Genomic DNA, 21,360 nt, shown 5'->3' with positions numbered 1-21,360 from the left:
TAGAAGGTAATATCATTTACTGAATGCGGCTAACGTTCCCTCTGAATGAAAATTCAGAGGGAACTCTTTCGTTAATTACAACACATCAACCGCGTTCAATTCTTTGAAAGCCTGTTCCAGACGGGCAATCATAGAAACCTGACCGGCACGCAGCCATACCCGTGGATCGTAGAATTTCTTATTAGGTTTATCTGAACCTTCTGGATTACCCAATTGGCCTTGCAGATAGCCTTCATTCTTTTTGTAGTAATTCAGAATACCTTCCCAAGTCGCCCATTGGGTGTCAGTATCGATATTCATTTTAACGACGCCATAGCTGACCGCTTCTTTGATCTCTTCCGCAGTAGAACCAGAGCCGCCGTGGAAAACAAAATCCAAGCTGTTATGTGGCAGATTGAATTTCTCAGAAACATAGTCTTGAGAGTTACGCAAAATTTTTGGCGTCAGTTTGACGTTACCCGGCTTATAAACACCATGAACATTACCGAAAGAAGCCGCAATAGTGAAACGTGGGCTGATAGCATTTAGTTTCTCATAAGCATAAGCAACATCTTCCGGTTGAGTGTACAGCGCTGAGCTATCCATATGGCTGTTATCAACGCCATCTTCTTCCCCGCCAGTACAGCCCAACTCGATTTCCAGCGTCATATCGATTTTTGCCATACGCGCCAGATAATGGCTACAAATCTCAATATTCTCTTCCAAAGATTCTTCTGACAGATCGATCATGTGAGAAGAGAACAAGGGCTTACCCGTCGCTGCGTAATGTTTTTCACCCGCATCTAACAGGCCATCAATCCACGGCAGCAATTTACGCGCACAGTGGTCAGTATGCAGGATCACAGGAACACCATAATGTTCAGCCATCTGATGAACATGGTGAGCACCAGAAATTGAACCCAGAATAGCCGCTTGTTGACCTTCAACTTTCAAACCTTTACCGGCAATAAAAGCAGCGCCGCCGTTAGAGAACTGAATGATCACAGGAGAACGAACTTTGGCAGCGGTTTCCAACACGGCATTGATTGAATCAGTACCTACACAGTTGACCGCCGGTAAAGCAAAGTTGTTTTCTTTGGCTATAGCGAACACTTTTTGAACATCATCACCAGTGATGACACCCGGTTTTACGAAATCAAAAATTTTAGACATGTTACGTGGGTCCTGTTGAGAACGGGCAACCAGCCAACCGGCCGTTACCCGTCATGACTTAATTACTGTTTTGCACGTTCTTCCAACATCACAACCGCAGGCAGTTTTTTTCCTTCCACGAACTCGAGGAAAGCGCCACCACCCGTAGAAATATAAGAAATTTTGTCAGCAATACCGAACAGGTCGATCGCTGCCAATGTATCGCCGCCGCCAGCGATAGAGAAGGCATCACTATCAGCAATGGCACGTGCGACAATTTCAGTTCCTTGACGGAAATTAGGGAATTCAAATACACCAACCGGGCCATTCCACAGAATCGTTTTGGCGTTTTTCAGGATATCCGCCAGACGTTGAGCGGATTCATCCCCCAGATCGAGGATCTGTTCATCATCTTTAATATCGCTGGTAGATTTCAACGTTGCTTCGGCCGTTTCAGAAAATTCTGTCGCCACACGAACATCGGTCGGCACCGGAATATCACAGCTTATCAGTAACTTTTTCGCTTCTGGGGTCAAGTCATCTTCATACAGAGAACGACCGACATTGTGGCCTTCCGCGGCAACAAACGTATTCGCGATACCACCACCGACAATCAGTTGGTCGGCAATTTTAGACAGCGTATCCAGAACGGTCAGCTTGGTTGAAACTTTAGAACCACCGACGATAGCCACCATTGGACGGGCTGGATTATCCAACGCTTTACCTAATGCCTCTAATTCCGCGGACAGCAAAGGACCAGCACAAGCAACAGGAGCAAACTTAGCCACGCCGTGAGTAGAAGCCTGAGCGCGATGAGCAGTACCGAATGCATCCATGATATAAATATCACACAAAGAAGCATATTTTTTAGCTAAGGTTTCGTCGTCTTTCTTCTCACCTTTATTAAAGCGAACGTTCTCCAGAACAACCAGTTCACCTTCCGCAACATCCACACCTTCCAGATACTCTTTTTCCAGCCGGACGGGGGAGGATAACTTCTCTTTTAGATAGTCTACTACTGGTTTCAGCGAGAATTCTTCATTGTATTCGCCTTCAGTAGGGCGGCCAAGGTGAGAAGTGATCATCACTTTGGCGCCCTGTTTTAATGCTGCTTCGATGGTCGGCAAGGAAGCACGGATACGCGCATCAGAGGTGACTTTGCCATCTTTTACCGGAACGTTCAGGTCAGCGCGGATCAAAACACGCTTACCCGCCAGATCTAAATCGGTCATCTTAATTACAGACATGGTGAATCCTCTCATTGATTCTCTAAATTATTTAATCTTGCGCCGTGTGCGGATCTATTATGGACCGTCTATCAACAACAAATCATTTGAAACCCGTAGCAGCCATTGATAACGTTGTATCTAACATTCGGTTAGCAAATCCCCACTCATTATCACACCAGACTAATGTCTTAATCAGGTGTTGCCCACTGACTCGCGTTTGTGTGCCATCAACAATCGCGCTGTGGGGATCGTGGTTAAAATCCGTTGAGACTAACGGCAATTCGGTATAATCAACTATACCACGAAATGAAGTAGCTGCTGATTTTTGCATTAATTCGTTGATTTTTTTAACAGTTACTGAAGATTTTACCGTAACGCTCAAATCGATAGCCGTGACGTTAATCGTTGGTACGCGTACTGAAATAGCTTCAAAACGGTCACAGAACTTTGGAAAAATCCGGGTTATCCCTGCGGCCAACTTGGTATCCACCGGAATAATAGACTGACTGGCAGCCCGAGTACGCCGTAAGTCTTTGTGATAAGCATCAATGACTGGCTGGTCATTCATTGAGGCATGAATGGTTGTCACTGTGCCAGATTCAATTTCAAACTCATCATCCAATAATTTAATGATGGGAATAATGCAATTAGTGGTACAGGAAGCATTGGACACAATGCGATCCTCTGCTGTCAGTAAGTGCTGATTCACACCATAAACCACCGTCGCATCTAAATCATTCCCCCCCGGATGAGCAAACAGCACTTTTTTGGCGCCACTGGCAAGATGCGCCTCGCCATCGGCTCTGCTGCCATAAATCCCACTGCAATCCAGAACAATATCAATTCCCAATTCTTGCCAAGGCAACATCGATATATCGGGTTGATGAAACAAGCGAATATTATCATCGCCAACCTGCAACACATCATTATTCAGACGCACATCCCAAGCAAAACGGCCGTGACTAGAGTCATATTTCAGCAAGTGAGCAATTCCTTCGGCATCTGCCAGCTCATTAACAGCAATAATCGAAATTTCAGCCCGGCGCCCAGATTCATAAAGAGCACGTAAAATACTACGCCCTATTCTGCCAAAACCGTTTATTGCTACCTTGATTGTCATGTTACTCCCTGAATATAGTTATTACCACGCAACCGCTTAGAATAACTGACTAAATCACCGATGTACTGATTGCTTATCACAAAATTATCAAAACCGTGCACAGAAAACCGCTTTAGATAATAAAATGAAACGATTCAGCTATAAATAACGAGATTACGGGAAAAGGAAATTGATAGCAATAGTCATTGGATATTAAAGACTGTTGTTCATATTCGTCGAACGTAAGCAAGCAGAAAGAAACAATCCCACCGTTATTTACTCACATCTGCGACATTGATCATCAATATCACTTGCTGAAATATTGACATTCAATTTCAATAAATGGAAACTGGTTGTCGTTTTTTGAGGTACTAAGGAAAAGGAAGTAAATCGTGTCAACCGAGAAAACTTCGGCGTTTGAGGTATTCACTGAGATCACATTGGCGGTATTTCGGCTCAATGCCCTACTGCTCTCTAAAGGGGATCAACTCGTCGCTCCGTTGGGAATCACGAGTGCGAGATGGCAAGTACTTGGTGCGATTGCGCACGCGCCACATCCACTTACCGCGCCTCAGATCGCCGCCGCAATGGGTATCACACGTCAAGGCGTGCAAAAGCAATTGAATCTCGGGCTGAGCTCAGGGATGGTGAAAACCATCACTAATCCTCGGCATGAACGTTCACCACTCTATCAACTGACCGAGCTTGGTTGGCGTACTTTTGATGCGGCGATATCACTGGAAGCTGAATGGGTCGACTCACTGGTGAAATCCTCTGATCCTAACGAGCTAAAAGTGACATTAAATACCTTAATCAGTTTAGAGACGAAGCTGGAAGAGTCACCAGTGCCAAATAGCACGACATAGCGCTACGGATTCGTTTGTTAATAACGACAAAGAATTACCAAACAGTTAAATGAAATACAACGTGGAAACAGCATGTAATTGGTGGAACGCATTTGTTTTTACGTTGACATTGTCTCTACGTTGACATATTGCCGTCAAAAGCCGCGTAAATCACGCGACTCGCTTCGGCAGGATAGCAATACCAACATAAATATAAACATAAAATTTTCAGGAGATAGAAATGGTCAAGCTAGAAGAAATGGACACCCACGTAACCCTGCGGGAACAGTTATTTTCGAACACCGATGGCTCCATCGTACTGGTGAATATATTTCATGTTGATCCCTCAATGGCTGACACCCTGATAGAGACTTGGAAAGAAGATGCAGAATATTTCCGGTCTAAGGTAGGCCTGATTTCCGCACAATTACATCGCGGAATCGCTGGTAGCGGCACATTCATGAACTATGCCGTTTGGGAGAGTCTGGAGCATTTTCGCGCTGCGTTCACGAATCCTGAATTCAAGGAGAAACTCGCCAAATATCCTGATGGGATTGTCGGTTCGCCTCATGTATTCCAAAAAGTAGCCGTCCCTGGAATTTGCGTGGCATAAACTGAGGAAAACTGTCACGATCCCTCTTCGATAACGATATCGTGCAGAAAATAAGAGCGCACCCGCTCAATGTTTACCTCAGGTGCGCTCATTTATGAATTAACTCATTATTTCAGCAGAGCTTTAGCCTTAGCGACCACATTCTCTACAGTGAAACCAAACGCTTTAAACAGTTGATCAGCCGGTGCTGATTCACCAAATGTATCCATACCAACGATAGCGCCATTCATACCGACATATTTAAACCAGTAATCGGCGATACTCGCTTCGATTGCAACACGTGCAGAAACCGCAGCAGGCAGAACTGCTTCCCGGTATGCAGCATCCTGCTTATCAAAAGCATCAGTAGACGGCATGGAGACGACGCGTACCTGACGACCTTCCTCAGTCAATTGATTGTAAGCATCCACTGCCAATTCAATTTCTGAACCGGTTGCGATCAGAATCAGCTCTGGCTGCCCCTGGCAATCTTTCAGGATGTAAGCCCCTTTCTCAATATTAGCCAACTGCTCAGCAGTACGTTCTTGCTGTGCCAGATTCTGGCGAGAGAAAATCAGCGCTGATGGACCAGTTTTACGTTCGATAGCATATTTCCACGCCACCGCAGATTCCACCTGATCACATGGACGCCATGTGCTCAGATTTGGCGTCACACGCAAACTGGCAATCTGTTCGACTGGCTGATGAGTCGGACCATCTTCACCCAAACCGATTGAGTCATGGGTATAAACAAAGATGCTGCGAATCTTCATTAATGCCGCCATACGCACTGCGTTACGGGCATATTCAACGAACATCAAGAAAGTTGCGCCATAAGGCACAAAACCACCATGCAACGCAATACCGTTCATAATGGCAGACATGCCAAACTCACGAACGCCGTAATGAATGTAGTTACCTGCTTGATCTTCGTTCAATGGCTTAGAACCTGACCACATCGTGAGGTTACTTGGCGCCAAATCAGCAGATCCCCCCATAAATTCAGGCAACACCTTGCCAAAAGCTTCCAAGGCATTCTGAGAGGCTTTGCGGCTGGCAATATTGGCAGGATTTTTCTGCAACTGCTCGATAAACGCTTTTGATTCAGCTTCCCAATTTGCCGGCAACTCGCCACCGGTACGACGTTTGAATTCAGCAGCTAATTCAGGATACGCTTTTTCATAGGCAGCGAATTTTTCATTCCAAGCGGCTTGTTTCGTATTGCCGGCTTCTTTTGCATCCCACTCAGAATAGATGTCCGCTGGAATTTCAAATGCCGGATAATTCCAACCCAGCGCTTCGCGAGTCGCGGCAATTTCCCCATCACCCAATGGCGCGCCATGAGAATCATGGGTACCTGCTTTGGTTGGCGCGCCGAAACCGATAATCGTTTTGCACATTAACAGAGAAGGTTTATCAGCAACTTTACGTGCTTCTTCAATAGCAGCTTTGACTGAAGCTGCATTATGACCATCAATACCGCGAATCACATGCCAGCCATAAGCTTCAAAACGGCTTGCGGTATCATCGGTAAACCAGCCTTCAACATGACCATCAATGGAGATGCCATTATCATCATAGAAAGCAACCAACTTGCCTAGTTTTAAAGTACCCGCCAGAGAGCAAACTTCATGAGAAATGCCCTCCATCATGCAGCCATCACCCATAAAGACATAAGTATTATGGTCAACAATATCATGACCAGGACGGTTAAATTGCGCGGCCAGAGTACGTTCAGCAATCGCAAAACCTACTGCGTTGGCAATCCCCTGCCCTAAAGGACCCGTCGTAGTTTCTACGCCTGGAGTATAACCATACTCAGGATGGCCTGGGGTTTTAGAGTGTAATTGACGGAAATTTTTCAGATCATCAACTGAAACATCATAACCGGTGAGATGCAACAGGCTATAAATCAGCATAGAACCATGACCGTTAGACAATACAAAGCGGTCACGATCGACCCAATGTGGATCAGTTGGGTTATGATTCAAATAATCACGCCATAAAACTTCAGCGATATCAGCCATTCCCATAGGCGCGCCAGGGTGCCCTGATTTTGCTTTCTGCACAGCATCCATGCTCAGGAAGCGAATAGCATTAGCAAGGGTTTTACGAGTGGTCATTTTCTACTCCAAGTGGGATAAAAACGTTTAGGGGGATAATTTTCTCAGCACAGCGCACAAACCGCAATCTTTAACGCCAAATACCAGAAAACTATCTTAATTTCATCTGAACGGCAATTCTTTGATTTGCCTTATGTCTCTATATAAATTTCAGCCTCATCAGAGTAATAAAACAAACTCATTGAGCATATAAAGGGGTAAATGAATTAAACACAGCTATACCCGTTATCTTTCAAGTCGCCTCTTTGTTGGCTGCGCTCACTCACCCCGGTCACAGAGTTATCTATGCTCACGGGGATTCGCTCCTTTGCCGTCGCGATGCATCTTGAAATCCATTGGGTATATTAGTTACAAATCAAGCAATAAAATAACCAATTAAACAGAGACATATTCTCAATTTATGACAATTTTCAGCAACTAAATTGAGTGTTTATATTGATCCTAATTATATGCTAATAATCTCTTAATAATTTGATGTATCAACAGTGAATAAATAGAGAAAATACCAATCAAAAACCAATGTTATTTCGACATCAATAACCCAATAAATAGTTTAAAGAGAAATAATACTTATAGTTATATTTTCTTATATTATGATATTTTTACCCAAAATAATAAGCCATTTGATTAACAGACATAGATAAAATAAAAAAATATTATCTTTTGGCGAATTAATTATTGCAATCCATTATATAATCAGGTTATTTTAAATAGAACATATAAAATAGACACGCAGATGACTACTTAATTAACAACTAGGGCATTTTCATGTCAAATATCAAAAACGAACCAAATAATATCACTCCACAATTAATTCACATGTGGGAAAAAAGTAATGAACCTTGGGGCGCAAAAGATCGCCAATCAAGATTTATATATGCAAATCCTGCTTTTTACCAACTGCTCAATCTGCCCGAAGATTTCGAAATTATGGGGCTTTCAACAGGGGAATTGCCTTCATCTATTGCAGAGTATACAGAAGAATATTGTCGCCAAGACCAAAAAGTGATGCAAACCATGAATACAGTCACTTCACTTGAGACTCACCTATTTGGTGAAAATAAAATCCAGCAAACCTATCGCTGTAGTAAATACCCACTTTGTGATGAAAATGGGAACTGCATCGGCATTACTTTTCATATGTCCAAAGCTCAAAATTTTTCTATTGCTTACTATCATGAAAAAGTATCTCCAGCCGCTTTGGAATTTACCCCCCCTAATGACATTCTGACCCAAACTGAATGGGAAGTTCTTTTTTTAGCTCTTCGCTCACTGGACGAAGAAAGTATCAGCGAAGAATTAATGATAAGTACAGAAGATGCTATTCATCATATTCAGTCAATTTACCAAAAATTTAATCTACCGCTGCATATAGAATTAGAAGACTTCTGCAAAGCAAATAAGTTTGATCTATATATCCCAGAAAGGTTCGTCGCTATTGGCAGCCAAAGTTTATAAATTCCCATTAATTCAAATCTAAGACCCAGATATTTTTCCAATAACAATAGGAATTATGTTATGAGCTATAAAAAATTAACCGTATCGCCTCAAATTATTAATCTCATGGAAAGCAGTCATGAACCTTGGGGCATAAAAGATCAACATTCTCGTTTTGTCTATGAAAACAAGGCAATGGCTATGTTGCGCGATCTTCCCCGTGGTTTTAATGTAGAAGGGCGTCTAGACAATGATTTGCCTTGGGAAGGCGCCGCTTTTGCAGAACAATTTCAGATCCATGACAGAGCGGTAATGCAAGCAGAACAAAGAATATGCTCATTAGAAACCCATTTATATGGTAGAGAAAAATTACTTTCTTCCTACTTCTTCGAAAAATTTCCATTTTATAATGAGAATAATCAATGTGTCGGCGTCATTTTCCATGCCTGGAAAGCCGAAGCCTTTTCTCTGACACGCTTCTTTTATGGTAAGCTCCCGGCTTCTATCATGTTCCAACCCCCTTCTGAGCTATTTACTCAACGGGAATGGGATGTCATTTTTCTATTTTTACAGAGATACACCAGTAAACAGATCGGGCGAATACTGAATATTTCTTATCGCACGGTAGAAACGCATATGCTACGGATATACAAGAAAATTGGTATTAATTCTGGTCAGCAATTAGATGAATATTGCCGCCTTAATGATTTTGATCTCTATGTTCCTGAGAGATTTTTAAAACCCGGTAGTAAAATGTTTATATAATGTGGTAAATAAAACAGATGAAAACAACGAATAATATATCAGCGCAGATAATAAACACCATAAAACATAGCCATGATCCCTGGGGTATTAAAGATAAAAGCACTCGCTTTATTTATGAGAATACCGCAATGGTTATGCTACAAGATATCCCGCTTGATTTGGACATCGAAGGACGTTTCGATTGTGAATTACCCTGGGAAGGGGCCATCTTTGAAGAGCAATTCCAACGGCATGACAGAACAGTCATGCGTTTAGAAAAAAGTATATGCTCGTTAGAAACACATCGATTTGGCAAAGAAAAACGTCTTTGTTCCTATTTCTTCGAGAAATACCCATTTTATAGTGAAGATAATGAATGTATTGGCATTATTTTTCATGGTCGGGAAGCAGAAGCATCGGCTTTAAAGGAGTTTTTCAATGGAAAATTGCCGCCTTCCATTATGTTTTGCTCTCCCTCAGAACAATTTTCTCAACAAGAATGGGAAATTATTTTCCTATTTCTGGCAAAACATAGCAGAAAGGAAATCAGTGAGAGACTTAATATTCCTTATCAATCGGTCAAAGACCAGATAGAAAAAACATATCAGAAACTAAAAGTGAACTCTGATTCTCAATTTGAGGATTATTGTCGTATAAATAACTTTCACCTTTATATCCCAGAAAGATTTTTATTCCCTTATTTATAAATCTGATCTTTATATTCAAATTATTATATACCCTATGGATTTCAAGATGCATCGCGACGGCAAGGGAGAGAATCCCCAGGAGCATAGCTAACTATGTGACCGGGATGAGCGAGTGCAACCAACAAAGAGGCAACTTGAAAGATAACGGGTATATTATGAAATAAAATCCCAGAATCGTAGCTTGCAAAAGATAAGGAATTTCTCTGCATTATATGTAAATGTAATATTCATCACCGTTAATAAATTGTCTAAAAAAATAGCAAAAAAGTGATATTAAGAAACTATTAATTATTTAAGCTATTAAGATAAGAATATTTTTCGCGGATAATAATAATGTTCTTTACATTCAGAAAAAACACCTCCAATATATAGGGAATATTCTGTCATAAAACAATCGATAATATTATTCAGTATTCTCTCCGATAGCCTATTCAATTAACCTTGATCGATAATCTGCACCTAATTACTACCAAACAGCAAAACATTGATAATTTATCTATTATCAATGTTTTTCTCACAATTAAAACCTGGAGATTATTTATGGATATTCACGACTGGCATCCGGCAGATATTATTGCAGCACTGAGAAAACAAGGAACAAATCTTTCAGCCGTTTCTCGCAAAGCCGGCTTAGCATCATCGACGCTGAGTAATGCATTACATCGTCCGTGGCCAAAGGGAGAAGCATTAATCGCCACTGAATTAGGTTTACATCCATCGGATATTTGGCCATCACGCTATAAACCTGGCAAAGAAAATAAATTTCTAATAAGGGTTGAGGAAACAAGCAGTATAGAAAGCTGGTAGTATCTCTATGTCTTATTTCAATGCAATTTCATTACCATTTATATTGTCTATCGAGAGATTACTACATGATATATACCCAATGGATTTCAAGATGCATCGCGACGGCAAGGGAGCGAATCCGCGGGAGCATAGATAACTCTGTGACCGGGGTGAGTGAGTGCAGCCAACAAAGAGGCAACTTGAAAGATAACGGGTATAAGTACAAACAAAAAGCCCCGGGCAACTACCCAGGGCTTCGGAATCTTTGGCGGTGCGGACGGGACTCGAACCCGCGACCCCCGGCGTGACAGGCCGGTATTCTAACCGACTGAACTACCGCACCGCGCAGCGTTCTGGTTGAGAACGAGGTGAATATTACGAATCCAAGATCATTCCGTCAATATCTTTTATAACAAAGTGACGCGTTTGACCAACTTTTCACCCCGAAAGGTGATTTATCCGCAATTTTATGTTAACTCTGTCCAGAACTTATACGCCATAAACAGCTCCCTCCTTTCTTCTCAACTAAATCCAATCTGGATTCGTGAGCGGCGAGTTCTTCATCCGTTGCATAAACAACTTTTAATGCCGTTTGAGGCCGGGTAATACGCTGTATTTCAGAAACATTCGCACCGCCAGCAATTTCCCCTTCCATTGAAAAAGCAAGAGAAGTCTGACCGCCTGTCATTATCAAATAGACATCAGACAATATCTCGGCATCGAGTAACGCTCCGTGTAAGGTTCGTTTAGAGTTGTCTATATCATAACGATCACATAACGCATCAAGGTTATTTCTTTTCCCCGGAAATAACGCTCTTGCAAGTTGTAAGCTATCAGTAACCTTGCAAAAATCCGTAGTTGGCGGAATATCGCGATTCAGCTTACCAAACTCGTAATCGATAAAGCCGATATCGAAGGGAGCGTTATGGATGATCAATTCAGCGCCGCGAATAAATTCAATAAACTCATCTGCAATATCAGCAAACAGCGGTTTATCTTGCAAAAATTCATCACTGATCCCATGCACTTCAAATGCCTCAGGATCGACCAACCTACCCGGCTGAATATAGACATGAAAATTGCGTCCAGTTAAACGACGGTTAATAACCTCCACAGCGCCAATTTCAATAATTTCGTGCCCTTCATAGTGAACACCTAATTTATTCATACCGGTAGTTTCGGTATCAAGAACAACTTGTCGTGTAATTGCCGTGCTCATAATGCCTTTTTATGTCAGACTTAGAGTTTTGAATTGAATAAGAAGAGTCTACCAGATATGAGCAAGCAGGTAGAAATTTTCACCGATGGATCTTGTCTCGGCAATCCGGGACCTGGTGGTTACGGTGTGTTATTACGTTATCAACAACATGAAAAAACCCTTAGCGAAGGTTTTTATCGTACAACAAACAACAGAATGGAACTCATGGCGGCAATTATTGGCCTGGAAACACTAACTCGCCCTTGCAAAATTGTCTTGACCACCGACAGTCAGTATGTACGTCAAGGCATTACACAATGGATTCATAACTGGAAAAAACGCGGCTGGCGTAAAGCAGATAAATCTCCTGTCAGTAATGTCGATTTATGGCAACGGCTTGAGCAAGCCATTAACCGCCATGACATTGATTGGCAATGGGTCAAAGGCCACGCCGGACATGATGAAAATGAGCGTTGTGATGAATTGGCCCGTACCGCAGCAAACTCACCAACAGAAACCGACGCTGGATATCTCGAAAATAGAGATTAACTGCGCTTTCGGTAACATTTTGTTACGCCAACGGCACTGCCCAATTTAGGTTTTAATAATGTCACTTTTATCTGATTTAGTGTTAGTGGCAATGTACGTTTGCGGGCAATAATCAGACTGACGCAACCTAATACAGACAAGTGCCGATTAACAAAACCCGTTTCATTTCGCCAAGGCAATATTTGAAAACTGTCACGGTACACCACTTCATAATTAAGCAAACTCAACCAATCAAGTTGGCGCATCAGAGAAAACATCCGGCTGCAATAGGGTTGATGACGCCATAATCCCGGTACTAATTTTCCCAAACCAAGCAGACTTAATGAATTAAAACCACTAATAATGAGCCAACCATCATCAATCATCACCCGGTCAACTTCCCGTAACAGGCGATGGGGATCAGCGCTGTAAGCCAGCATATGACTTAGCAAACAAGCATCGACGGACTTTTCTTCAAACGGTAAATGGTAAGGATCAGTAATCACATGCATATTCTTGCCTTCCTTACCCACATTAATTTGATTAAAAATCGGACACTCCTTGCTATCAATTTCAGCGCTCAAATTACCGACTTTCAACAGATGGAAACCAAATATTTTCGGCCACCAGGGTTGTAATTGACGCTCCAAAGCGGCACGGTAATACTCCCCCCAAGGTAAATCAGCCCAAGAAGCCGGGGGATTTATGTTCTGTATTGTATGTGCAGATTTCATGGCTTCTTTTCCTTATAACCCGCTGTTAATAAGAGGTATACAATGGAGCTTATCAGCATTCCTGCCCTTTCGGATAATTACATTTGGTTACTTTGTGACGAAAATAGACATGTTGTAATCGTTGATCCGACAGAATCACAACCCGTTCTTGATACCTTAAAATCCCGCGGCTGGATACCCGATGCAATTTTACTTACCCATCATCATCACGATCATGTTGGCGGCGTTCCTGGAATTATTGATCGATTCCCTAAGCTACCAGTATACGGCCCAAAAGAAACCCAGAGCAAAGGTGCGACGATGATAGTACGTGGCGGCGATAGCATCCATTTCGGTCATTTTTCTTTCCAGATCATCGACGTTCCAGGCCATACTCTGGGGCATATTGCTTTTTATCAAGCACCTTACCTCTTTTGTGGGGATACTTTGTTCTCTGGTGGTTGCGGGCGCCTATTTGAAGGAACCGCTGAACAGATGTACTCATCTCTAAGCAAAATAGCTGAACTGCCCGATGACACACTGATCTGTTGCGCCCATGAATATACCGTTTCTAATATGAAATTTGCTCATGCTGTTTTGCCCAATCATGCTATCAGCGAATATCAGCAAAAAGTAACCAAAATGAGGGAAAACAATCAACCAACAGTACCAACCACATTACAAACCGAGAAAAAAATTAATATTTTCTTAAAATGTGATGACATTGATTTACAAAGGAATATTGGAATTACCCCCAACTCTCAACCGCTTTCCGCCGTTTTCCGTCAACTAAGAAGACAAAAAGATCAATTCTGATTTAGAGAGTTGCTATATCAAGCCAAGATAAGTATTATTGGTCGTCTTTTAAGCAACCATAAAAATTAATTATGAAGACAAAAGCGATTCTGTTCGCATCTGTCTTGCTGGTTGGCTGTCAATCCGGGCCTGATTGGTCGACGACAGCCGGACAACGGGTACAGAATTCGTCTTCAACGAGTCTAAAGACAGGCAAGATAGCAGCAACTGATGATAGCAATCAGTTTGCTGCCTACTGGGGAGAGGGTGATTCTGGCGCTCAGCGTGAGCTGTGGGGATACATCCGTGATGAGTTGAAGATGAAAATCCCTGATAATTACAGGGTTCGTGAACAACGAAATTATTACCTAAAAAACAAGAGCTATCTCCACGATGTAACTTTACGGGCTGAACCGTATATGTACTGGATAGTCAGGCAGATCAAGCAACGCGATATGCCGATGGAACTGGTACTGGTACCCATAGTGGAGAGTGCTTTTAACCCGCATGCTACCTCACGCGCTAAGGCGGCCGGGCTGTGGCAAATTGTCCCGGATACAGGGCGCAATTACGGTCTTACTCAGGATAAATGGTACGACGCACGCCGAGATGTTGCCGCATCAACAACGGCTGCCCTGAATCTGTTACAACGCCTGAATAAAATGTTCAATGGTGACTGGTTATTGACTATTGCTGCTTATAACAGCGGAGAAGGCCGTGTTATGCGCGCAATAAAAGAAAACCAGATAAAAGGTAAGCCAACCGATTTCTGGTCATTATCACTACCACGGGAGACTACGCTCTATGTGCCTAAAGTTCTGGCGCTCAGTGATGTCATCCGTAACAGCGATAAATATGGCATTACGCTGCCAAAATCTAATAACCAGCGAGCACTTGCTCAAGTTGATGTCGGTCAACAAATCACGCTGTCTCAAGCCGCAGAATTGGCGGGGATGTCTCTAACTTCGATTAAAGCCTATAACCCTGGCTATAAGCGAGGAATGACATCACCTAACGGTCCACATTACATCATGCTGCCAAAGGCAAAAGTTGACCAGTTTAAAAACTCGCTGGCAAATAAAACAGTTCTGAGCAATATTCGTCAAGAAGTTGCTAAAAACAACCGCCGATTGAGTAAACAAAGCCAATATAAAGTTCGTTCAGGCGATACATTATCCGCTATTGCAAAGCGGTTTAATATTTCCATCCGTGAATTACAGCGCATGAATAATCTGAGAACTGCCAGATTATTGAAAATTGGACAAATATTAAGGGTAAATAGTGACAATGCCATTATTTACCGTGTACGCCAAGGCGATTCAATTGCCAGTATTGCTAAACGTCACGGTATCAACATTAAGGATTTAATGAACTGGAACGATGGCATAAAAACAACAGATATAAAACCAGGAATTGAGTTAACGCTTTATATCAATGAATTTTCTGATGAAGCTTAAAACTTTTTCCAGATGGTATTTGACTGTTGAAATAACCACCACCTCCCCAAGAGGTGGTTTAAGGATGACAATAACAAGAGCCTATTAAGCACAATAGGCTCTTTATGACTTTTCTTAAAAATAGCCACTTCAGAGATATCACTATTTCAATTAGATATCATTTTTTCGGCATGATTAATGCTCATTATTACTGGCATAAAATAGAGGGAGACATCACGGGAAAAATATTTTAAATTAACTGTGCCTGAGGATCAAACAACAAGCCTCAGCAAAAACTCTGATAATACCCCAAGCACTTTATTATTAAACAAATCTTAAATCACAGTACAGTGTCTTTTACACATTGAATAAAAGGTTTTACCTCTTCACTTCTTTTCTTATCTAAAGGCTTTTTTGTTTCATCGGAAACATCAAACCTTCCTTTAAATTTTCCATCTACATTCGCCGTTTTCTTATCTGACTTTCCAACAACACTAATTGTGTATGAATGCCCTTTGGGAAGTAAATCCGTACATTTACTCAAGGCACCTTTTTCGTTGGCATGAATTTCATTATTAACATCATTTACTGATGTTTCTGCAAAAGAAAACGGAATATAAGCCAAACCAAGCAATAAAGCATATGATAGGAATTTCATCTCTTTTCCTTATTCACTAAATTGACATAACAATTAACAATACTAACTAACACTAACCAACTAATCTTCTTTAAACTCCAGTATATCTCCAGGTTGACACTCCAAATATTGACATATAGCATTTAAAGTAGAAAATCTAATTCCCTTAATCTTTCCTTTCTTTAATAAAGACAGATTCTGTTCGGTAATTCCTATTAATAATGCGAGATCTTTAGATTTAACCTTCCTCTTTGCCAGCATTACATCTAGAGTCATATGAATTGACACAGTGTACCCCTATATAATACTCTGATTTTCAGCGTATATATCACAGGCTTGATAAAGAATACGAGAAATTATGGCCAAGCAAGCCGACATAAAAAAAGCGACAAAATGGCCGGTAGTCAAACTTATTGATATATACCCAATGGATTTCACCCGGTATATGGATTCATTGTCTGGAATAAACTCCCATAAGAATAAGTTCTAAAATAATAAATATATCTGTCATCAACAAAAAGATTATTTTAATACTTAATTACTCTGAAAAAACATAATTTCAAATACAAACATAAGCTATACAAACTCTTTGTTATAAGTTACCATCAGATTAACCTCATATACTTTTTCCAACATAGATAATTACAATAAAATTAATAACAACTGTAAAAATACAAATGATTATATTTATAAATTGATAAAAAATATATAAAACACAATTATTTATATATAAGTATAACGAAAAAAAGAATTAATACACTATAATAGTAAACAAGATGAAGATACATTATGTTGAAAACAACTTATCGGGTTCAATTTCCAAACTTCTTTTATTTCGAACTAATAAGAATAGAAAATTGTATACCATTATGAATGGCTAGCAAATTTCATCAAAAAATCAAAGATATTCACGAAGAAAATAAAAACTCTATCACTATACCTAAGGACTACGACTATGAAAAACTCATCAACAATGCGAACTCCGGTGAAACTACCACCAATGCCATCGGAAAGCGAAGTCTCAAAAACATATAAATCAGCAGATATGGCGCGCTCCTATCTAGAGGGCGATAATCTCATTTTTACTGACAACGATGGTTTTGACCGAGCACTCCAGGATGGTTTTTTCCTCCTGAAAGCACCACCATATATGGATTTTGAACACGGCGATCGATTTGCACACCACTTCTTTGAACCCGCCGCAGAAGGCGACCTTCGACCCTATACGGGATTCAAATCATGCACTTTTTCCAATGGTTACGAAGGTTATTTCGATAGAGAACATGATCAATGGGAACATTTCCGCCTCGAACGGAAACACTGGAACCTTATGCCATCAGAGGTCGCGACACTGGGTCACCATATGGCACATGTCGGCATATGTATACTACGTTCTGTGTTAGCTTATGTTGGTATTCCTCGTCGTGATTGGGAACTCGTCACCAATGGTATTTCCGAAGGGTTAGAAAACCAGATGTTATCGTTTAACCATTTCCGATCAGAGAAAGCCACCCGAGGTTCTAAATTTCATCGGGATTCAGGATGGGTAACCGTCCTAAGATCAACTGAACGTGGCTTATTGGCTTACATAAATGATGAGCTTTTGGCTATTGATCCTATTCCGGGATACCTGATCATTAACTTTGGTAGTTCGCTTGAAGTGCTGACAGAAAATTTAATGCCAAATGTTCGAGCCAATGTGCATGGCGTTGTTCGTACAGAACGCAATCGGCAACGCGATAGAATGTCATATGTTATATTTTTAGTCAGCAATCTGGCTGGAAATATCTACAAATATGGTCCCAACGGCCCACTCAAAATTCAATCCGTCAAAGAATTTACTATTCAAGAAATGAATCGGACATACGATGACGATAATGACGCTTTGTAGATATTTTCTGAATGATAAATTTGGTGTAATGACGCCTCAGCACCATCGGCCTTAGCCAAATCTGCGACAGCAGGTACAGCACCACACTGCTGTCGATGAAACCGCAAAACTTAGCTGCCGGCAACTTACCGCGGAATATCCGAAGACGCTCCAGCAACACCTCAGATCTAGGCTTCTCACATACCGCGAAGGTACGCGGATCATCCACGACAATCTCAATATCATCACCTTCACGCAATGCCAGAATTTCAACTAAGCTAGCTGGCAGACTTATAGCAAGACTATTACCCCATTTTGCTACTTGCATGATATTACCCCCTTTAGATATACATTTTTACTGTATAGCCATTCTTGCAAAATACAAACTTAACCAAATGCATCTCGATCGAATAATGGTATTCAATCTGCAATACCGTGTGACTGCCATAAAAACAATCTTGCCGAAAAAGAAGAGGTCAATGGAGTTTGAGAACCTACATTTACTCGAAAGAATTTAATAATAATTGCTATTGCCGGAATTAAATTTTCTAAAATTGTGTTTTTATTTACTGGGTTACCACAATTGTAAAAGGATAAAACCGTATCATGACGTGGATTTACGATTTATTAAAATAACCACAATTATGGTTAAAAAAATACCGATAAATGTTGTAAAAAAAACGATGCTTATGGAAAAAAAATAGGATATTGTGGAACCTATCAAAGGGCCAATAAACATGGAAAGACCAACAGAAATTGACGTTAAGCCAAATATTTTAGCCGAGTTATCATTAGTTGCAAATTTCTGCATATAAATGGTAACAATAATATTATTCATAGACGATCCTACTCCTATTATTGTCATTGCTAAAAATATAAAAAATAAATTGATTTTATCAGGAGATAAATCGTTAAATTGATTTGTTACTCCTATTAAAAGATACCCCATTCCCCACAAAAAGAATGAAAATAATATAATATTTAAAGATATGTTAATCTTATACTTTCCAAATACTAAACCAATTAAAACACCTGAAACACCTGAAAGGCACACGGCAAAACTATAATGGCTTCCATTTAGTCCCTGTTCCATAAAGCTAAGAGCTATTAAGCTATCTGATAGATAGCCAAAACAAGTTAAAGTAGAAATAACAATAAATGGAAACAATATTTTATTATCTTTCATTATATTGAAGTAATTAATGAGTGATATCTTGTTTTTCTTACGGTTAGCATTAATCAATGGTTCTGAAACAAAAATATATAAGACTGCTGAAATAAAATAAAGTATTGATATTAAAATAAGAGTCTGTTTTATTGAGTAATAGATAAGAATAAAACCTAAAAATAACGGAGCCGCCATTTTGTATATTTGAAATAAAACCTGCCAATAACTAAATCTTCTTTCAAATTGGTTGGTTGATATGTTTTTTAATATTATAAAATTAGAAGGTCCTAGAAATAAACGAAGGATGTTTTTAATAAAAGAATAAAGAATATATATATTAACGTCATCAATGTTGTATTGAAATGTGGTAATAACACCGCAAAGTAACGAAATGATAATAATACATTTTTTTGGTTTTATATTTTCATCTACAAATGACGAAACATAGGGAGTTAGAAATAGTAATGATGCAGCATATGAAATTGTATATAAAGATGAGTATATCGCTCCACCATTCCAATGATATGTGATTAGTGTGAATGATATTATCATCTCCAGATACAAGGTGAAAGAATTTCCTGATGAGGCTAATATTAATTTGCGAAATTCTTTATCCATTATTTTTCTCCAACTAAAATAAACTTAATAAATATAGTGCTTACAGTAATTACATCTTTCTTAGTATTTCCCCTTGAATAATATCCACGGTTAATTTAATGACTGCATCTTTAGTTAAGGTGTCAGTATCAATAATCTTCCAAGTGTCATCATAAAATGTCTGGTATTGATTAAGAACGTGTTTTTGATACTCTATAAAATCATATTTTTCATTTATCTCTAATTTTCCAGACTCACTAGGCTTTAATATTTTTTTCCTTTTTTCAGCAATGCCTGGAGGAACATCAAGATATATAACCATGTCCGGCTTTGTATTTATAGATAGAACCGAATCACTTAATTCTGCTAATTCCGTGGATTTAAGTAAGAACCTTGCTAAATATTTATAATACCAACTATCACATATAATAATTTTACCTTGCAATAAATAAGGTTGAATAATTAAACTATCCAAAACAGCAAACCATGATGCTATCAATAGAATCCAATGCCGGTCACCCAGTTCACCCAATGGAGCTGAAATGTCATAATCCCAAAGCACATCTCGTATTTTTCCCATGTGATACATACTATAGCCAGATGGTAATAAAGGATAATTCTTATCTAAAAAAACAATATTCTTATAATCTAAAGATAAAATATCATAAACTTCCCGTGAAATTGTTGATTTACCTGCACCATCATTTCCTTCAAAAGCTATAAATAAACCACGCTTAATCATTTCTTTTTTCCCCATAGTACGCTTCAGTATCAAGTGAATTTCTACCACTACCGATAATAAATGGTTTAAATCCATATTTTTGATATAACTTATGCATCTCAGCATATGTTTTATAAATATCTTCAAAAATAGGTCTAGGGTGATTTTGATATTCAGAACCATGATCGGGATGAAATACTGCTACTGCTGGAACTATGCCATTTTTTGAAAAAAATTCCATACCTTGTACTAAATCATTTAAAGGTTCTAATCCTGCTACAAACTAAATATACTATTGTCTTTTTTACATCAAATAATCTGCCTACATAAATTGCATAATCTGACGATAAAAGTGCCCCTAATATTTTTAGGGAAAATGATACTCTATATATTCGCGATTTGTACCAAAATAAAATTATGAGATGAACCCATCAACCATTATCATAATTTAATGTTTCATTATTAGTTAGCAGTCTAAATACTTGTTCTGTTATCACACTCATCTTATCCTCCTATAGGATTTTTTTTAACAAATATACCGGGTTAAAATTTAATCCAGCTTTGTAATATTAACAGTTTTTATTATTTCAGCTATATAATAGTTAATATATTTGTGAATTCCATCACAACTAAAAATATAACTCATTGAAAAATAGTAAATTATTTGTTGATTTTTGTGATAAAAATTGTATCAAGCTTGATATGCTTTCCAATAGGTTTATTTGACGTAATCATTTGAATTTACTGTTATTATTTTTTCGATCATATATTCAATGCGGTGATCATCATATAAAATTCTGTCATTTATTAGAGAATTCTTGATGATCAAAGTTGACGTGAAATACCTATTTTATCAGCAGACCTCACCTTAGATTGAAGCGACTAAATCGTAAGACTTTAGGCTACTCAAAATCAGTAGGAATGCATGATAGGATCATCGGCACAATATCCCCATCGTATATTCGATGGAGATATTGAATAATTATTGTGTCCAGAGGGACATG

At 39.5% G+C, this 21,360-nt stretch carries 22 protein-coding genes, 1 tRNA gene and 1 pseudogene; 11 read left to right on the top strand and 13 right to left on the bottom strand.

The window, feature by feature from the left end; all coding sequences use genetic code 11:
* Positions 1–75: 75 nt before the first annotated feature.
* The 3 genes from fbaA to epd form a co-directional block, all read right to left on the bottom strand.
* Complete coding sequence (gene fbaA, locus OO184_RS03175; RefSeq protein WP_265377941.1) at positions 76–1,152, bottom strand: class II fructose-bisphosphate aldolase; 1,077 nt, start codon at positions 1,150–1,152, stop codon at positions 76–78.
* Between the two features lie 62 nt (positions 1,153–1,214).
* Positions 1,215–2,378: a phosphoglycerate kinase gene (pgk, locus tag OO184_RS03170; protein ID WP_265377940.1), complete on the bottom strand. Its 1,164-nt coding sequence runs from the start codon at positions 2,376–2,378 to the stop codon at positions 1,215–1,217.
* Positions 2,379–2,460: 82 nt separating this feature from the next.
* Entirely contained in the window at positions 2,461–3,480 is a 1,020-nt protein-coding gene (gene epd, locus OO184_RS03165; protein WP_265377939.1) for an erythrose-4-phosphate dehydrogenase, read from the bottom strand.
* A gap of 371 nt (positions 3,481–3,851) precedes the next feature.
* On the opposite strand from epd, the gene OO184_RS03160 reads away from it, so the two are divergent.
* Both OO184_RS03160 and OO184_RS03155 read left to right on the top strand, forming a co-directional pair.
* Positions 3,852–4,325 carry a MarR family winged helix-turn-helix transcriptional regulator gene (locus OO184_RS03160; RefSeq protein ID WP_265377938.1) on the top strand — a complete coding sequence of 158 codons (474 nt, stop codon included), beginning with the start codon at positions 3,852–3,854 and terminating at the stop codon, positions 4,323–4,325.
* A 220-nt stretch (positions 4,326–4,545) separates the two neighbouring features.
* Positions 4,546–4,917, top strand: a complete 372-nt coding sequence (locus tag OO184_RS03155; RefSeq protein ID WP_036808094.1) for an antibiotic biosynthesis monooxygenase family protein — start codon at positions 4,546–4,548, stop codon at positions 4,915–4,917.
* Positions 4,918–5,024: 107 nt separating this feature from the next.
* Here the strand turns inward: OO184_RS03155 and tkt are convergent, their stop codons facing one another.
* On the bottom strand, positions 5,025–7,019 hold the full coding sequence (gene tkt / locus OO184_RS03150; RefSeq protein ID WP_265377937.1) for a transketolase: 1,995 nt from the start codon (positions 7,017–7,019) through the stop codon (positions 5,025–5,027).
* A 768-nt stretch (positions 7,020–7,787) separates the two neighbouring features.
* Between tkt and OO184_RS03145 the strand changes: the two genes are divergently transcribed.
* From OO184_RS03145 to OO184_RS03130, 4 genes are all read left to right on the top strand, one after another.
* Positions 7,788–8,477: a PAS domain-containing protein gene (locus OO184_RS03145; protein WP_265377936.1), complete on the top strand. Its 690-nt coding sequence runs from the start codon at positions 7,788–7,790 to the stop codon at positions 8,475–8,477.
* A 60-nt stretch (positions 8,478–8,537) separates the two neighbouring features.
* Positions 8,538–9,221 carry a helix-turn-helix transcriptional regulator gene (locus OO184_RS03140; RefSeq protein ID WP_265377935.1) on the top strand — a complete coding sequence of 228 codons (684 nt, stop codon included), beginning with the start codon at positions 8,538–8,540 and terminating at the stop codon, positions 9,219–9,221.
* A 17-nt stretch (positions 9,222–9,238) separates the two neighbouring features.
* On the top strand, positions 9,239–9,907 hold the full coding sequence (locus OO184_RS03135; protein ID WP_265377934.1) for a helix-turn-helix transcriptional regulator: 669 nt from the start codon (positions 9,239–9,241) through the stop codon (positions 9,905–9,907).
* A gap of 540 nt (positions 9,908–10,447) precedes the next feature.
* A complete protein-coding gene (locus OO184_RS03130) occupies positions 10,448–10,714 on the top strand; it encodes a helix-turn-helix domain-containing protein (RefSeq protein ID WP_088373513.1) in 267 nt (88 codons plus the stop codon).
* Positions 10,715–10,959: 245 nt separating this feature from the next.
* On the opposite strand, the gene OO184_RS03125 is transcribed toward OO184_RS03130, so the two are convergent.
* A tRNA-Asp gene (locus OO184_RS03125) sits at positions 10,960–11,036 on the bottom strand.
* 129 nt (positions 11,037–11,165) lie between these two features.
* Entirely contained in the window at positions 11,166–11,912 is a 747-nt protein-coding gene (dnaQ, locus tag OO184_RS03120) for a DNA polymerase III subunit epsilon (RefSeq protein WP_265377933.1), read from the bottom strand.
* A gap of 57 nt (positions 11,913–11,969) precedes the next feature.
* Between dnaQ and rnhA the strand changes: the two genes are divergently transcribed.
* Positions 11,970–12,440: a ribonuclease HI gene (rnhA, locus tag OO184_RS03115; protein ID WP_049583238.1), complete on the top strand. Its 471-nt coding sequence runs from the start codon at positions 11,970–11,972 to the stop codon at positions 12,438–12,440.
* Here rnhA and OO184_RS03110 read toward each other — a convergent pair.
* Complete coding sequence (locus tag OO184_RS03110; protein WP_265377932.1) at positions 12,437–13,153, bottom strand: class I SAM-dependent methyltransferase; 717 nt, start codon at positions 13,151–13,153, stop codon at positions 12,437–12,439. The two genes, rnhA and OO184_RS03110, sit on opposite strands and share 4 nt — an antisense overlap.
* A 42-nt stretch (positions 13,154–13,195) precedes the next feature.
* On the opposite strand from OO184_RS03110, the gene gloB reads away from it, so the two are divergent.
* Both gloB and mltD read left to right on the top strand, forming a co-directional pair.
* Positions 13,196–13,948: a hydroxyacylglutathione hydrolase gene (gene gloB, locus OO184_RS03105; RefSeq protein ID WP_265377931.1), complete on the top strand. Its 753-nt coding sequence runs from the start codon at positions 13,196–13,198 to the stop codon at positions 13,946–13,948.
* Between the two features lie 71 nt (positions 13,949–14,019).
* Positions 14,020–15,384 (top strand): murein transglycosylase D, encoded by a 1,365-nt coding sequence (gene mltD / locus OO184_RS03100; protein WP_265377930.1) that lies wholly within the window; start codon positions 14,020–14,022, stop codon positions 15,382–15,384.
* Between the two features lie 319 nt (positions 15,385–15,703).
* On the opposite strand, the gene OO184_RS03095 is transcribed toward mltD, so the two are convergent.
* Together OO184_RS03095 and OO184_RS03090 are read right to left on the bottom strand one after the other, a co-directional pair.
* The gene (locus tag OO184_RS03095) at positions 15,704–16,021 is read right to left on the bottom strand and encodes a hypothetical protein (RefSeq protein WP_176692771.1); all 318 of its coding nucleotides are present in this window, start codon (positions 16,019–16,021) and stop codon (positions 15,704–15,706) included.
* 60 nt (positions 16,022–16,081) lie between these two features.
* Entirely contained in the window at positions 16,082–16,288 is a 207-nt protein-coding gene (locus OO184_RS03090; protein WP_265377929.1) for a helix-turn-helix domain-containing protein, read from the bottom strand.
* Positions 16,289–16,973: 685 nt separating this feature from the next.
* On the opposite strand from OO184_RS03090, the gene OO184_RS03085 reads away from it, so the two are divergent.
* Positions 16,974–17,891 (top strand): 2OG-Fe(II) oxygenase family protein, encoded by a 918-nt coding sequence (locus OO184_RS03085; RefSeq protein WP_265377928.1) that lies wholly within the window; start codon positions 16,974–16,976, stop codon positions 17,889–17,891.
* Here the strand turns inward: OO184_RS03085 and OO184_RS03080 are convergent.
* From OO184_RS03080 to OO184_RS03065, 4 genes are all read right to left on the bottom strand, one after another.
* On the bottom strand, positions 17,842–18,198 hold the full coding sequence (locus OO184_RS03080; RefSeq protein ID WP_265377927.1) for an AbrB/MazE/SpoVT family DNA-binding domain-containing protein: 357 nt from the start codon (positions 18,196–18,198) through the stop codon (positions 17,842–17,844). The genes OO184_RS03085 and OO184_RS03080 overlap by 50 nt on opposite strands.
* 276 nt (positions 18,199–18,474) lie before the next feature.
* Positions 18,475–19,656: an MFS transporter gene (locus tag OO184_RS03075; RefSeq protein ID WP_265377926.1), complete on the bottom strand. Its 1,182-nt coding sequence runs from the start codon at positions 19,654–19,656 to the stop codon at positions 18,475–18,477.
* A gap of 49 nt (positions 19,657–19,705) precedes the next feature.
* Positions 19,706–20,392, bottom strand: a complete 687-nt coding sequence (locus OO184_RS03070) for a dTMP kinase (protein WP_265377925.1) — start codon at positions 20,390–20,392, stop codon at positions 19,706–19,708.
* On the bottom strand, positions 20,370–20,597 hold the full coding sequence (locus tag OO184_RS03065; RefSeq protein WP_232832529.1) for a hypothetical protein: 228 nt from the start codon (positions 20,595–20,597) through the stop codon (positions 20,370–20,372). Before OO184_RS03065 ends, OO184_RS03070 begins: the two co-directional genes overlap by 23 nt.
* Before the next feature lie 629 nt (positions 20,598–21,226).
* Here OO184_RS03065 and OO184_RS03060 point away from each other — a divergent pair.
* Positions 21,227–21,334 (top strand): annotated as a pseudogene (locus OO184_RS03060) (IS1 family transposase); the annotation flags it as partial.
* Positions 21,335–21,360: the final 26 nt, after the last annotated feature.

It is taken from the genome of Photorhabdus aballayi (assembly GCF_026153155.1).
Classification (GTDB): Bacteria; Pseudomonadota; Gammaproteobacteria; order Enterobacterales; family Enterobacteriaceae; genus Photorhabdus; species Photorhabdus luminescens.
This window is presented reverse-complemented; position numbering and strand designations above follow the sequence as displayed.